Annotated in this window: 19 protein-coding genes; 17 read left to right on the top strand and 2 right to left on the bottom strand. The window is 38.0% G+C overall.

Annotated features, from left to right (window positions below):
- The first annotated feature begins 23 nt into the window (after positions 1-23).
- Positions 24-842: an alpha/beta hydrolase gene (locus tag G6534_RS08440; protein ID WP_059073676.1), complete on the top strand. Its 819-nt coding sequence runs from the start codon at positions 24-26 to the stop codon at positions 840-842.
- On the opposite strand, the gene G6534_RS12375 is transcribed toward G6534_RS08440, so the two are convergent.
- Positions 816-1,502 (bottom strand): prepilin peptidase, encoded by a 687-nt coding sequence (locus tag G6534_RS12375; protein ID WP_420826951.1) that lies wholly within the window; start codon positions 1,500-1,502, stop codon positions 816-818. The two genes, G6534_RS08440 and G6534_RS12375, sit on opposite strands and share 27 nt — an antisense overlap.
- Before the next feature lie 221 nt (positions 1,503-1,723).
- On the opposite strand from G6534_RS12375, the gene rpsL reads away from it, so the two are divergent.
- Genes rpsL through fusA form a run of 3 tightly spaced genes read left to right on the top strand, consistent with a single transcriptional unit; the run spans position 1,724 to position 4,793 of the window.
- The gene (rpsL, locus tag G6534_RS08430; RefSeq protein ID WP_010018509.1) at positions 1,724-2,137 is read left to right on the top strand and encodes a 30S ribosomal protein S12; all 414 of its coding nucleotides are present in this window, start codon (positions 1,724-1,726) and stop codon (positions 2,135-2,137) included.
- Positions 2,138-2,183: 46 nt separating this feature from the next.
- Positions 2,184-2,651, top strand: coding sequence for a 30S ribosomal protein S7 (rpsG, locus tag G6534_RS08425; RefSeq protein WP_010018510.1), 468 nt, complete (start codon positions 2,184-2,186; stop codon positions 2,649-2,651).
- A 45-nt stretch (positions 2,652-2,696) separates the two neighbouring features.
- The gene (gene fusA / locus G6534_RS08420; RefSeq protein ID WP_059073677.1) at positions 2,697-4,793 is read left to right on the top strand and encodes an elongation factor G; all 2,097 of its coding nucleotides are present in this window, start codon (positions 2,697-2,699) and stop codon (positions 4,791-4,793) included.
- Positions 4,794-4,868: 75 nt separating this feature from the next.
- Here fusA and G6534_RS08415 read toward each other — a convergent pair whose 3' ends face one another.
- A complete protein-coding gene (locus tag G6534_RS08415; RefSeq protein ID WP_059073678.1) occupies positions 4,869-6,074 on the bottom strand; it encodes a CPBP family intramembrane glutamic endopeptidase in 1,206 nt (401 codons plus the stop codon).
- A gap of 285 nt (positions 6,075-6,359) precedes the next feature.
- On the opposite strand from G6534_RS08415, the gene rpsJ reads away from it, so the two are divergent.
- From rpsJ to rplX, 13 genes are read left to right on the top strand one after another with little or no spacing between them, the layout of a single operon-like run.
- Complete coding sequence (gene rpsJ, locus G6534_RS08410) at positions 6,360-6,668, top strand: 30S ribosomal protein S10 (protein WP_010018513.1); 309 nt, start codon at positions 6,360-6,362, stop codon at positions 6,666-6,668.
- 40 nt (positions 6,669-6,708) lie between these two features.
- Entirely contained in the window at positions 6,709-7,344 is a 636-nt protein-coding gene (rplC, locus tag G6534_RS08405; RefSeq protein WP_010018514.1) for a 50S ribosomal protein L3, read from the top strand.
- A 17-nt stretch (positions 7,345-7,361) separates the two neighbouring features.
- Positions 7,362-7,985, top strand: coding sequence for a 50S ribosomal protein L4 (gene rplD, locus G6534_RS08400; protein WP_059073679.1), 624 nt, complete (start codon positions 7,362-7,364; stop codon positions 7,983-7,985).
- The gene (gene rplW, locus G6534_RS08395) at positions 7,985-8,272 is read left to right on the top strand and encodes a 50S ribosomal protein L23 (RefSeq protein ID WP_059073680.1); all 288 of its coding nucleotides are present in this window, start codon (positions 7,985-7,987) and stop codon (positions 8,270-8,272) included. The genes rplD and rplW overlap by 1 nt, the downstream gene beginning before the upstream one ends.
- A 16-nt stretch (positions 8,273-8,288) precedes the next feature.
- Positions 8,289-9,122 carry a 50S ribosomal protein L2 gene (gene rplB / locus G6534_RS08390; RefSeq protein WP_059073681.1) on the top strand — a complete coding sequence of 278 codons (834 nt, stop codon included), beginning with the start codon at positions 8,289-8,291 and terminating at the stop codon, positions 9,120-9,122.
- Between the two features lie 34 nt (positions 9,123-9,156).
- Positions 9,157-9,438, top strand: a complete 282-nt coding sequence (gene rpsS / locus G6534_RS08385; protein ID WP_010018519.1) for a 30S ribosomal protein S19 — start codon at positions 9,157-9,159, stop codon at positions 9,436-9,438.
- 17 nt (positions 9,439-9,455) lie between these two features.
- Positions 9,456-9,809, top strand: a complete 354-nt coding sequence (gene rplV, locus G6534_RS08380; protein ID WP_010018520.1) for a 50S ribosomal protein L22 — start codon at positions 9,456-9,458, stop codon at positions 9,807-9,809.
- Positions 9,810-9,826: 17 nt separating this feature from the next.
- Complete coding sequence (rpsC, locus tag G6534_RS08375; RefSeq protein ID WP_059073682.1) at positions 9,827-10,501, top strand: 30S ribosomal protein S3; 675 nt, start codon at positions 9,827-9,829, stop codon at positions 10,499-10,501.
- Positions 10,502-10,504: 3 nt separating this feature from the next.
- Positions 10,505-10,936, top strand: a complete 432-nt coding sequence (gene rplP / locus G6534_RS08370) for a 50S ribosomal protein L16 (RefSeq protein WP_059073683.1) — start codon at positions 10,505-10,507, stop codon at positions 10,934-10,936.
- Positions 10,926-11,120, top strand: a complete 195-nt coding sequence (rpmC, locus tag G6534_RS08365; protein ID WP_010018524.1) for a 50S ribosomal protein L29 — start codon at positions 10,926-10,928, stop codon at positions 11,118-11,120. Before rplP ends, rpmC begins: the two co-directional genes overlap by 11 nt.
- Positions 11,121-11,142: 22 nt before the next feature.
- The gene (gene rpsQ, locus G6534_RS08360; protein ID WP_010018525.1) at positions 11,143-11,415 is read left to right on the top strand and encodes a 30S ribosomal protein S17; all 273 of its coding nucleotides are present in this window, start codon (positions 11,143-11,145) and stop codon (positions 11,413-11,415) included.
- Positions 11,416-11,444: 29 nt separating this feature from the next.
- Complete coding sequence (rplN, locus tag G6534_RS08355; RefSeq protein ID WP_010018526.1) at positions 11,445-11,813, top strand: 50S ribosomal protein L14; 369 nt, start codon at positions 11,445-11,447, stop codon at positions 11,811-11,813.
- A 32-nt stretch (positions 11,814-11,845) separates the two neighbouring features.
- Complete coding sequence (gene rplX / locus G6534_RS08350) at positions 11,846-12,088, top strand: 50S ribosomal protein L24 (protein ID WP_010018527.1); 243 nt, start codon at positions 11,846-11,848, stop codon at positions 12,086-12,088.
- The last annotated feature ends 14 nt before the right edge of the window (positions 12,089-12,102 follow it).

The raw sequence follows: 12,102 nt of genomic DNA, 5'->3' as shown, positions 1-12,102 counted from the left end.
AAAATAATTTGGGGGTTAATATTTTGCAAAAACAAGAATTATCTTATAAAGACACCAAATTTACTGTTGATACTTACTGGATTGATCCATTAGTAGATTATGAAGAACAAGTTGATCGACCAGTGGTTATTATTTGTCCTGGTGGAGGTTTCAAGTTCCATTCAGATCGTGAAGCCCAACCGATTGCTCTGAAGTTCAATTCAATTGGTATCCACGCTGTAGTACTACGTTATCAATTAGTAGACGATGATCACAGCGTTTATCCTTTATCATTGCAAGAAATGGCAACAACTTTGAATTGGTTGAAGACACAAGTTGAACATCATATTGATTTGAAGAAAGTTATTTTGATTGGCTTTTCAGCGGGTAGTCAAATTGTGGCTGATTTTAATTCCATCATGTTGGATCCAGAACAAAGGGAGAAGATCTTTACTGACGAATTAGAAGTAGAGCCTGCAGTCAATGTTATGGGTTATCCAGTTGTCGATATGACACTAGGTTGGCCTAAAGAAGATAGCTGGGCTATGAAGATTTCTCCAGATATTTATTATTGGCAAGCTCAAGAACACTTAACGAAGAATGGTAAACCAACTTTTATTTGGCAAACTGTTACTGATGAAGTAGTTCCGGTAATGAATTCAATTATTTATGCACAAAAAATGGATATGTTAAAGATTCCATATGAGTTGCATTTGTTTGGCTCAGGTAGTCATGGGTTGTCACTGGCAACTTACGTAACACAAAATCCTGGAGTAGCAAAGAATCTTAATGATTATGATGCTAAATGGTGGGAGCTTTGTGTCAACTGGCTTAAACTACAAAAGATTTTGCCTAAACATTAAATAAGAGAGCAGATAGATTATTCCTGTTGACCAAGTCAGGTAGGGAATGAATCTAAAAGCTCTTTTTTTGTACCAAAAATATTGAATCAAACAAAAGAAACAAGCTAATAACAATATGTATAAAAATGAATTTAAGCCAAAGAGTAATCCAATAATAGTTAAAACTTCGATGTCTCCTAATCCTAGGGGATATTTTTTATGCAATAGAATTAAAGTCAGGTAAATGGTCAAGGCTACTAACCAGTGAACATGATTGAAACGTAGAAGAAGGCTTGGAATCGCCAATAAATAAAAAATAGGGTAGACGTAACCAAAGAATGAATCACTGAATCCTGAAATAATCAGCATTACGAAAAATGACAAATACGAAAAGTCACCGATATATAAGAAGAAACACAGTAGTAAACCACCAGTAAATTCAAGGAATGGATTACTAAAATCAAGTTGATTTTTGCAAGAAATGCATTTACCATGAACAATGAAATAACCTATTATAGGTATAATTTCGAACCATCGTAGAATCCTACCGCAGTAGTCGCAATGAGAACGTCGAGAAAGACTGATCTGTGGGTAATCATGTGCAATAACTTTTAGAAAGGAGATAATGCAAGCTCCTAGTATGAAAAATAATAAGTATAAAAAGTATATCAATTTAACCACCTCATTAAAGATTACGTTGAAATGTGGATAACTTTTTAGAAAGGTTGCATTGACATGGCATTTTTAAGATGGTATTCTAATAGACGTGCTTTTATTGGCAGCAATATTAGTTTGTTTATTAAATATAAAGCTCATAACGTACGCCACTAACGTGGTTTATTATTTTACTCAAATATGAACCACCTGGATGTGTGTACTTAAATAATTAGGAGGAACTTTGAATGCCTACAATTAATCAATTAGTTCGCAAAGGCCGTAAGTCACAAACTTCAAAGTCTGATGCACCTGCATTGAACTACGGCTACAATAGTATGAAGAAAGTTGCCACAAAGAACCCAGCTCCACAAAAACGTGGTGTTGCAACTCGTGTCGGAACAATGACACCTAAGAAACCTAACTCTGCCCTACGTAAGTATGCCCGTGTTAGATTATCAAACCTTATTGAAGTAACAGCATATATCCCAGGAATTGGCCACAACCTACAAGAACACAGTGTTGTTTTAGTACGTGGTGGACGTGTAAAGGATCTACCTGGTGTTCGTTATCACGTTGTTCGTGGTGCCTTAGATACTGCCGGTGTTGATGGACGTATGCAAAGTCGTTCAAAATATGGTGCTAAGAAGCCTAAGAAATAACAATTAATTATTATAAAGAAATAATGTAATAACGGAGGAATTTAATATGCGTAAAGGTAGAGCTCCAAAACGTGATGTTTTGCCAGACCCAATGTACAACTCAAAGCTAGTAACTCGTTTGATTAACCATTTAATGTATGATGGTAAAAGAGGTACTGCTTCAACAATTTTATATCGTGCATTCGATATTATTAAGGATAAGACAGGTAACGAACCATTGGACGTGTTTGAAGAAGCAATGAACAATGTTATGCCTGTTCTTGAAGTTAAGGCTCGCCGTATCGGTGGTTCTAACTATCAAATTCCTATCGAAGTTCGTCCAGATCGTCGTACAACTCTTGGACTTCGTTGGATTACAAGCTATGCTCGTCTACGTGGTGAACACACAATGGACGAACGTCTAGCTAACGAAATTATGGATGCAGCTAACAATACTGGTGCTGCTGTTAAGAAACGTGAAGATACACATAAGATGGCCGATGCTAACCGTGCATTCGCTCACTATCGCTGGTAGGATCTAGTTTAAAACTAGTTAATTTGAGAGGAGAAACAATTTTTCATGGCTAATAAACGTGAATTTCCACTAGAAGATACCCGTAATATTGGTATCATGGCCCACATCGATGCCGGTAAAACTACAACTACAGAACGTATCTTGTACTATACTGGTAAGATCCACAAAATTGGTGAAACACATGATGGTGCTTCACAAATGGACTGGATGGCTCAAGAACAAGAACGTGGTATTACTATCACATCAGCTGCTACAACTGCTGAATGGAAGAACAACCGTATCAATATCATTGATACTCCCGGACACGTTGACTTCACAATCGAAGTTGAACGTTCACTCCGTGTTCTAGATGGTGCTATTACAGTTCTTGATGCTCAATCAGGTGTTGAACCACAAACAGAAAATGTTTGGCGTCAAGCCTCAACATATGGTGTTCCTAGAATCGTCTTTGTTAACAAGATGGATAAAATCGGTGCTAACTTTGACTACTCTGTAGAAACATTGCATGAAAGACTAGATGCTAACGCACATGCTATTCAAATGCCTATCGGTGCCGAAGACAAATTCGAAGGTGTTATCGACTTGATCGAAATGAAAGCCGATCTATACGACGAAGATGAATTAGGTACAAAATGGGATACAGTTGATGTTCCTGAAGAATATCGTGCTGAAGCTGAAAAGAAACGTTCAGAATTAATCGAATCTGTTGCTGATGTTGATGATGATATCATGGACAAGTACCTTGAAGGTGAAGAAATCAGTAACGATGAAATCCGTGCTGCTATTCGTAAAGCAACAATCAACTTGAAATTCTTCCCAGTTCTTGCAGGTTCTGCCTTCAAGAATAAGGGTGTTCAAATGTTGATGGATGCCGTTGTTGACTACTTACCATCACCACTTGATGTACGTCCTTATAAAGCTACAGATCCTAAGGATAATTCAGAAGTTGAACTTATGGCTGACGATGCAAAGCCATTTGCTGGTTTAGCATTTAAGATTGCTACTGACCCATTCGTTGGACGTCTAACATACATTCGTGTATACAGAGGTTCACTAGAATCAGGTTCATACGTTCTTAACGCAACTAAGAACAAACGTGAACGTGTTGGTCGTTTGCTACAAATGCACTCTAACCACCGTAAGGAAATCCCTGAAGTATTCTCTGGTGATATCGCTGCTGTTATTGGTTTGAAGAACACTACAACAGGTGATTCTCTAACAGATACTGACCACCCATTGATCCTTGAATCATTGGATATTCCAGATCCAGTTATCCAAGTTTCTATCGAACCTAACTCAAAGGAAGATAGAGATAAGATGGATGTTGCTATCCAAAAACTATCTGAAGAAGATCCTACTTTCCAAGCTGAAACAAATCCTGAAACTGGTGAAACATTGATCGCCGGAATGGGTGAATTGCACTTGGATATCATGGTTGACCGTATGAAACGTGAATTTAACGTTGCATGTAAGGTTGGTGAACCTCAAGTTGCTTACCGTGAAACATTTACACAACAAACAAGTGCTCAAGGTAAGTTCGTTCGTCAATCTGGTGGTAAAGGTCAATATGGTGATGTTTGGATTGAATTTACACCTAATGAAGAAGGTAAAGGCTTCGAATTCGAAGATGCTATCGTCGGTGGTGTTGTTCCTCGTGAATACATCCCTTCAGTAGAACAAGGATTGAAAGAATCAATGGAAAACGGTGTTCTTGCTGGATACCCATTGATCGATGTTAAGGCTAAGTTGTATGATGGTTCATACCACGAAGTCGATTCATCTGAAGCTGCCTTCAAGATTGCTGCTTCAATGGCTCTACGTAACGCTGCTAAGTCAGCTGGTGCTGTAATTCTTGAACCTATTATGAAGGTTGAAATTGTTACACCAGAAGATTACTTAGGTGATGTTATGGGACAAGTTACTGCTCGTCGTGGACGTGTTGAAGGTATGGAAGCACGTGGTAATGCACAACTTATCAATGCTTTCGTTCCACTTGCAGAAATGTTTGGTTACGCTACAACACTTCGTTCAGCAACACAAGGTCGTGGTACATTTACAATGACAATGGACCACTACGAAAAGGTTCCTAAGTCAATTCAAGCTGAAATCATTAAGAAAAATGGTGGAAACCCTGAAGACTAATTATTAATTTAGTAAATTAAAAAACGTAATGACAATCGTCGTTACGTTTTTTTTGTACAAAAAAATACTTCTCAATTAAGAGAAGTATCTATTAAACGACTTGTTTCTTCTATTATAAACTGATTTTAATAACAACAAGGCAATGACAATGAAGACTAAAGTTTCAATAATCGTTAATATATTGTCGGCTGTGGTGACTTTTTCAGACATCAGTTCTCCAGAAACACTAAATACTAGTGTATCTAATAAGAAGTGAATGATGACCGGTAAGTAGAACAGATCAGTATACAAGTAAATTCCGCACATCAACAAACCCATGCCAAAAGCGAAAACTACTTGCTCAATAGTACTTGCTAGGTTTTGTCCCGCGGAGAGATTACCTAAATGTAATAATCCAAAACATAAACTACTGATAATAGCTGCCCAAAAGACATGATAAGAATTGTTTTTGAAAGCTACTAATAAGATAGTTAAGAATGCATATCGGAAAAGTAACTCCTCAGCGATACCAGCTTCAAGTCCACTCAGAATGTATTGTGGTTTCAAATTGATGCCTGAGAAATTAAAGCGAAAAAATGAAGTTAAGATATTACCACTACCAAATGCGTTCCAAAGTACAAACCAAAGGCTAAAAATTAAAACCAAACTAAGAACAATCCAATTAACGTCATTTGACAGACGCATCTTAGGAAAACCATAACCCCAGCGTGTCATTAAAACTATGATTAAGATCATAAAGGTAATTCCACCGAGAAAACTTGAATTAGTGATTAAAGAAACAAATGGATTGAAGTAAAGAATTGTTCCATAGGTAATCAGACTCAAAGTACTCATGGAAAGCACTGCAAAACAATAAATACTGATCAATAGTTGCAATGATTTACTCTCAATTGTTCCAAAAAACACTCTGACATAAGGAATATAAATCACTAACATCGAAACGAGCATTAAAGCTAGTGAAGAAGGTAAGTTCCAATTGTATAGTCGCATGGAGACGTTAATTAAATAGTGATAAGATTCCGCAATCGTTACCGCTTGAAAGAATAGTTGAAAGATATAATTCATTCGATCGATTATTTTTTGAGGACTTGGTTTTAAATACAAAGCTAAGAGATTTAAAAATATAGGAACGAATAAATAAAGGTTCTTCGTCAAAGCACTGTACCAAAAAAAGATTAGTGCATTAAGGATAACTTGGACTTTAAACAAAATAAAATAACTTTTGTCTTTATTATTTCGTGAAAACCTGTTATTATAACTAAATTCGAGATTATTATTCAATTTACACCTCCACTACTTCTTTAGAGTATAGTTGAAAAACATTTTTTTAGAAAGCGTCTTTCATTTGAAAAAATACTTGATTTTACCTTGAAAATGTAGAGTTCATCGTGTAATATTATAAGAGTGCTTATTTCAGATAGAAGTATGTACAAAAGTGATATTGAAATAATATCGACGGCTTAGAAGTGAGAGGTTGCGACACACCCGGCCGCTTTGCCACGGCAGGGCTGGCGGATATTTTCACGGAGCCGGTCATCTTGAAAGAGACAAAAAGGAGGTAACCCCATGGCAAGTCAAAAAATTCGCATTCGTTTGAAGGCTTATGAACATCGTATTTTAGATCAATCAGCTGACAAAATTGTGGAAACAGCAAAGAGAACTGGAGCACAAATTTCAGGTCCAATTCCATTGCCTACAGAACGTTCACTATATACAGTGCTAGCATCACCACATAAGCACAAGGATTCTAGAGAACAATTCGAAATGCGTACACATAAGAGACTTATCGACGTTGTTAACCCAACAAAGAAGACGGTTGATTCACTAATGAAGTTGGATCTACCATCTGGTGTTGACATTGAAATCAAATTATAATCAATTAATTAAACAAAAATAAATTATTGGAGGTGCAAACATGGCCAGAAAAGGTATTCTTGGTAAAAAAGTCGGAATGACTCAAATTTTCACTGACAACGGAGAACTTGTTCCCGTAACAGTTGTTGAAGCAACACCAAACGTTGTTATGCAACTTAAGACAGTTGAAAATGATGGTTATGAAGCCGTTCAACTAGGTTTTGAAGATAGACGTGAAGTTCTATCAAACAAACCAGCCAAAGGTCATGCAGAAAAGGCAAACACAACTCCTAAACATTACATTCGCGAATTCCGCGATGTTGAAATGGGAGATTACGAATTAGGTGGCAACGTAACAGTTGATACATTTAATTCAGGTGATATTGTCGACGTTACAGGTACAACAAAGGGACACGGAATGCAAGGTAACATCAAGCGTTTTGGTCAAGCTCGTGGTCCAGAAACTCACGGTTCTAGATATCACCGTGTTGCTGGTTCAATGGGTGCCATCATTAACCGTGTATTCAAAGGAAAGATGCTTCCAGGTGTTATGGGTAACAACCGTGTTACTACACAAAACCTTGAAATCATCAAAGTTGATGCAGAACGTAATGCAATCATGATCAAGGGTAATGTTCCCGGTGCAAACAAGTCATTAGTTAAAATCCAAACAGCTATTAAAGCTAATCAAAAATAGGAAGGAGGAAATGAGTTATGACAAAAATCACAGCTTACAAAGATAACGGTGCTGAGAACGGTGCTGTTGAAGTACAAGATGCAGTCTTTGGTATCGAACCAAACGATAGTGTTGTTACAGATGCAGTAATCATGCAACGTGCATCAATGAGACAAGGTACTCATGATGTTAAGAACCGTTCCGAAGTACGTGGTGGTGGAAGAAAGCCATGGCGTCAAAAGGGTACAGGACGTGCTCGTCAAGGTTCAATCAGATCACCTCAATGGGTAGGTGGTGGTGTCGTATTCGGCCCAACACCAAGATCATATGCCTATCACCTTCCTAAGAAGGTTAGCCGTTTGGCATTGAAGTCTGTACTTTCACAAAAGGCTGCTGACAGTAACTTAATCGTTATTGACTCAATTTCATACGACAAGCCAAGTACAAAAGCTTTTGCACAATTACTAAATACAGTAGGTGCTGATAACAAGGCTCTTGTAGTTGTTGAAGATGGTAACGACAATGTTGCTTTATCAGCAAGAAACATTGATAAAGTTAAGGTTGTTGCACCAGAAGGTGTTAACGTTCTTGACGTTATTAACGCAAACAAGTTAGTTGTTACAAAAGCAGCACTTTCTAAAATTGAGGAGGTGCTTGGATAATGAACGCTAGAGACGTAATTATTCGCCCTGTTATTACTGAAAGCTCAATGGATGCTATGAACGACAAGAAATATACTTTCGATGTTGCTCTAGATGCTAACAAAGTTCTTGTTAGACAAGCCGTTGAAGAAGTTTTCGGTGTTAAGGTTAAGCAAGTAAATATCATGAATGTCGCTGGTAAGAAGAAGCGCCAAGGTCGTTACGAAGGTTTTACAGCAAAACGTCGTAAGGCTATCGTTACTCTTACAGCTGATTCAGATGAAATTAAGATTTTTGACGAAGAATAAATAAGGAGGTCAAATAATGGCGATTATCAAGTATAAACCAACCACAAACGGTCGTCGTAATATGAATGGTTCTGACTTTTCTGAGATCACAAAGACAACTCCTGAAAAGACACTTCTAGAATCACAAAGCCATACAGCTGGTCGTAACTCATACGGTCATATTACAGTACGTCACCGTGGTGGTGGACATAAACAAAAATACCGTGTTATTGATTTCAAACGTAATAAAGACGGTGTTAAAGCTACAGTTAAGGCTATCGAATACGATCCTAACCGTACAGCTAATATTGCACTTATTCATTATTCAGATGGTGTTAAATCATACATCTTGGCTCCAAAGGGTCTAGAAGTAGGACAAGTTATTGAATCTGGTAAAGATGCAGATATCAAACCAGGTAACGCATTAGCACTTGCTGATATTCCTGTTGGTACAACACTTCACAACGTTGAATTGAAACCAGGCAAGGGTGGTCAACTAGGCCGTTCAGCTGGTACTTCAATCCAATTGCTAGGTAGAGATGGTAAGTATTCAATCTTACGTATGCCTTCTGGTGAAGTTCGTTTGATCCTTTCAACTTGCCGTGCAACTGTTGGTGCTATTGGTAATGAACAACATGAACTTATTAAGATTGGTAAGGCTGGACGTAAGCGTTGGTTAGGTATGAGACCTACAGTTCGTGGTTCAGTTATGAACCCTAACGATCACCCACACGGTGGTGGTGAAGGTAAAGCTCCTATCGGTCATCCATCACCATTGTCACCATGGGGTAAGAAGACCTTGGGTAAGAAGACTCGTTCATCACATGCCAAATCTGAAAAGCTTATCGTTCGTCATAGAAAAGGTAAGTAAACTATTCATTAGAATAATATAAGGAGGACATAAGATGAGTCGTAGTTTAAAAAAAGGACCATTTGCTGATGCACACCTTCTAAAGAAGATCGATGCTCAACAAGACTCTGATAAGAAGTCAGTTATCAAAACATGGTCAAGACGTTCAACAATTTTTCCTAGTTTCGTAGGATACACAATCGCAGTTCATGATGGTCGTAAGCACGTTCCAGTTTATATCCAAGAAGATATGGTTGGTCACAAATTAGGTGAATTCGTACCTACACGTACTTTCCATGGTCATGCAACTGATGACAAGAAGACAGTTAAGAAATAAGAAGGGAGACTTAAATGATGGCAGAACAAGAAATTACATCTGCAACAGCTAGAGTTACTAACGTGCGTATCGCACCTCGTAAGGCTCGCCTTGTTATTGATCTAATCAGAGGCAAGAATGCTGCTGAGGCACTTGCAATTTTGCAATTCACACCTAGAGCAGGCTCTCCAATTATTGCTAAAGCTCTTAAGTCAGCAATTGCAAACGCAGAACATAACTTTGATTTAGATGCACAAAACCTATTCGTTAGCGAAGCATTCGTAGACGAAGGACCAACTCTAAAACGTTTCCGTCCTAGAGCTAAGGGTTCAGCATCACCAATTAACAAGAGAACAAGTCACATTACAGTTGTAGTAAGTGAAAAAGAATAGTATTGGAGGTAACTTGAGTGGGTCAAAAGATTAATCCAGTCGGATTCCGTGTCGGTGTTATCCGTGACTGGGATGCCAAATGGTATGCAAACAATAAAGACTTTTCAACATTTTTACATGAAGACCTTAGAATTCGTAAGTACATTGAAGACAAACTTTCAAATGCTTCCGTTTCAAGAATCGAAATCGAACGTACTGCCAAGAACGTTACAGTTTCAATTCATACTGCTAAACCAGGTATGGTTATCGGTAAGGGTGGTTCAGAAGTTGAAAAATTACGTAATGAACTAAACAATTTAACTAAGAGAAATATTCACATCAACATCATTGAAATCAAGAAACCTGATTTGGATGCAAAATTAGTTGGTGAAAGTATCGCTCGTCAACTTGAAGCTCGTATTGCTTTCAGACGTGCACAACGTCAAGCAGTTCAACGTTCAAGACGTGCCGGTGCTAAAGGTATCAAGGTACAAATTTCTGGTCGTTTAAACGGTGCCGATATGGCTCGTCGTGAATGGCATACAGAAGGAACAGTTCCTTTGCACACATTGCGTGCAGATATCGATTATGCTTGGGTTGAAGCTAAGACTCAATACGGTAATCTAGGTGTTAAGACTTGGATCTATCGTGGTGAAATTCTTCCAGCTAAGCCACAACATAACGATCAAAAAAATGAAGGGAAAGGAGAATAATCTATGCTAGTACCAAAACGTGTAAAACACCGTCGTGAATTCCGTGGTAAGATGCGCGGAGAAGCTAAAGGTGGAAAAACTGTTACATTTGGTGATTATGGTTTGAAGTCACTTGACTCAAGCTGGATCTCAAATAGACAAATTGAAGCAGCCCGTGTTGCTATGACTCGTTACATGAAGCGTGGTGGTAAGGTTTGGATTAAAATCTTCCCTCATAAATCATACACTGCTAAGGGTGTAGGTGTTCGTATGGGTAATGGTAAAGGTGCTCCAGCCGGATGGGTAGCTCCAGTTAAACGCGAAAAGATTTTATTTGAAATCGGTGGCGTTTCTGAAGAAGTTGCTCGTGAAGCTTTAAGACTTGCATCACACAAACTACCCGTTAGAACTAAGTTTGTAAAACGTGAGGAAGTAGGTGGCGCTGATGAAGGCTAGTGAAATCAAAGAGCTAACTGCTGCTCAATTGCAAGACAAAGTTAAAGAATATAAAGAAGAACTATTCAACTTGCGTTTCCAACAAGCCACAGGTCAATTGGAAAACACAGCTCGTCTAAAGGCTGTAAGAAAGAACATTGCAAGATTAAGAACAGCTCAAAACCAAAAGAATAACGAAAAATAATAAACAGGAAGGGGATATCAAGTTGAGCGAAACACAAACTCGTAACCATCGTAAAGTATATCAAGGACGTGTCGTTTCAGATAAAATGGATAAGACAATCGTCGTTGTTGTTGAAACAAGAAAACAACATCCAGTTTATGGTAAGCGTGTAAGATATTCTAAAAAATACTACGTTCAAGACGATAACAACGAAGCTAAAGTTAACGATATTGTACGTATCATGGAAACTCGACCTTTGTCAAAGACAAAGCGCTTCCGTTTATTAGACATCGTTGAAAAAGCAGTTAAGATCTAGACTATAACGGATGAGAGGAGGGCCAAAACGTGATTCAACAAGAAAGTCGTCTAAAAGTTGCAGATAATTCTGGAGCTCGTGAAATTCTAACTATTAAAGTACTTGGTGGTTCAAACCGTAAGATTGCTAACATCGGTGATATTATTGTTGCTACTGTCAAACAAGCAACACCAGGTGGCGTTGTTAAAAAAGGTGATGTAGTTAAGGCAGTTATCGTAAGAACTGTTTCAGGTGCTCACCGTGCTGATGGTTCTTACATCAGATTTGACGAAAATGCTGCAGTTATTATTAATGCTGATAAAACACCTAGAGGAACTCGTATCTTTGGACCAGTTGCTCGTGAACTACGTGATAACGATTTTATGAAGATCGTATCTCTAGCACCAGAAGTGCTATAAAAAGAACAATTAAATTCAGGAGGTGCTGAATAGTGTTTGTAAAAACTGGAGACAATGTCAAAGTTATCGCTGGTGACGCTAAGGGTAAAACAGGAGTAGTTAAAAAAGCTATGCCTGCAGTAAACAAAGTTATCGTCGAAGGCGTAAACGTTGTAAAGAAACACTCTAAGCCAACTAACGCACAACCACAAGGTGGAATTGTTGACGTTGAAAGACCTATTAGCGCAACTAACGTTAAAGTTGTAAATAAGACAACTGATAAAGAAGACAAATAAGAAAGGAGAAAACT

It is taken from the genome of Companilactobacillus pabuli, from assembly GCF_014058425.1.
Lineage (GTDB): Bacteria > Bacillota > Bacilli > Lactobacillales > Lactobacillaceae > Companilactobacillus > Companilactobacillus pabuli.
Note: the sequence above shows the minus strand (reverse complement) of the source record. Positions and strands in the feature narration are given on the sequence as shown.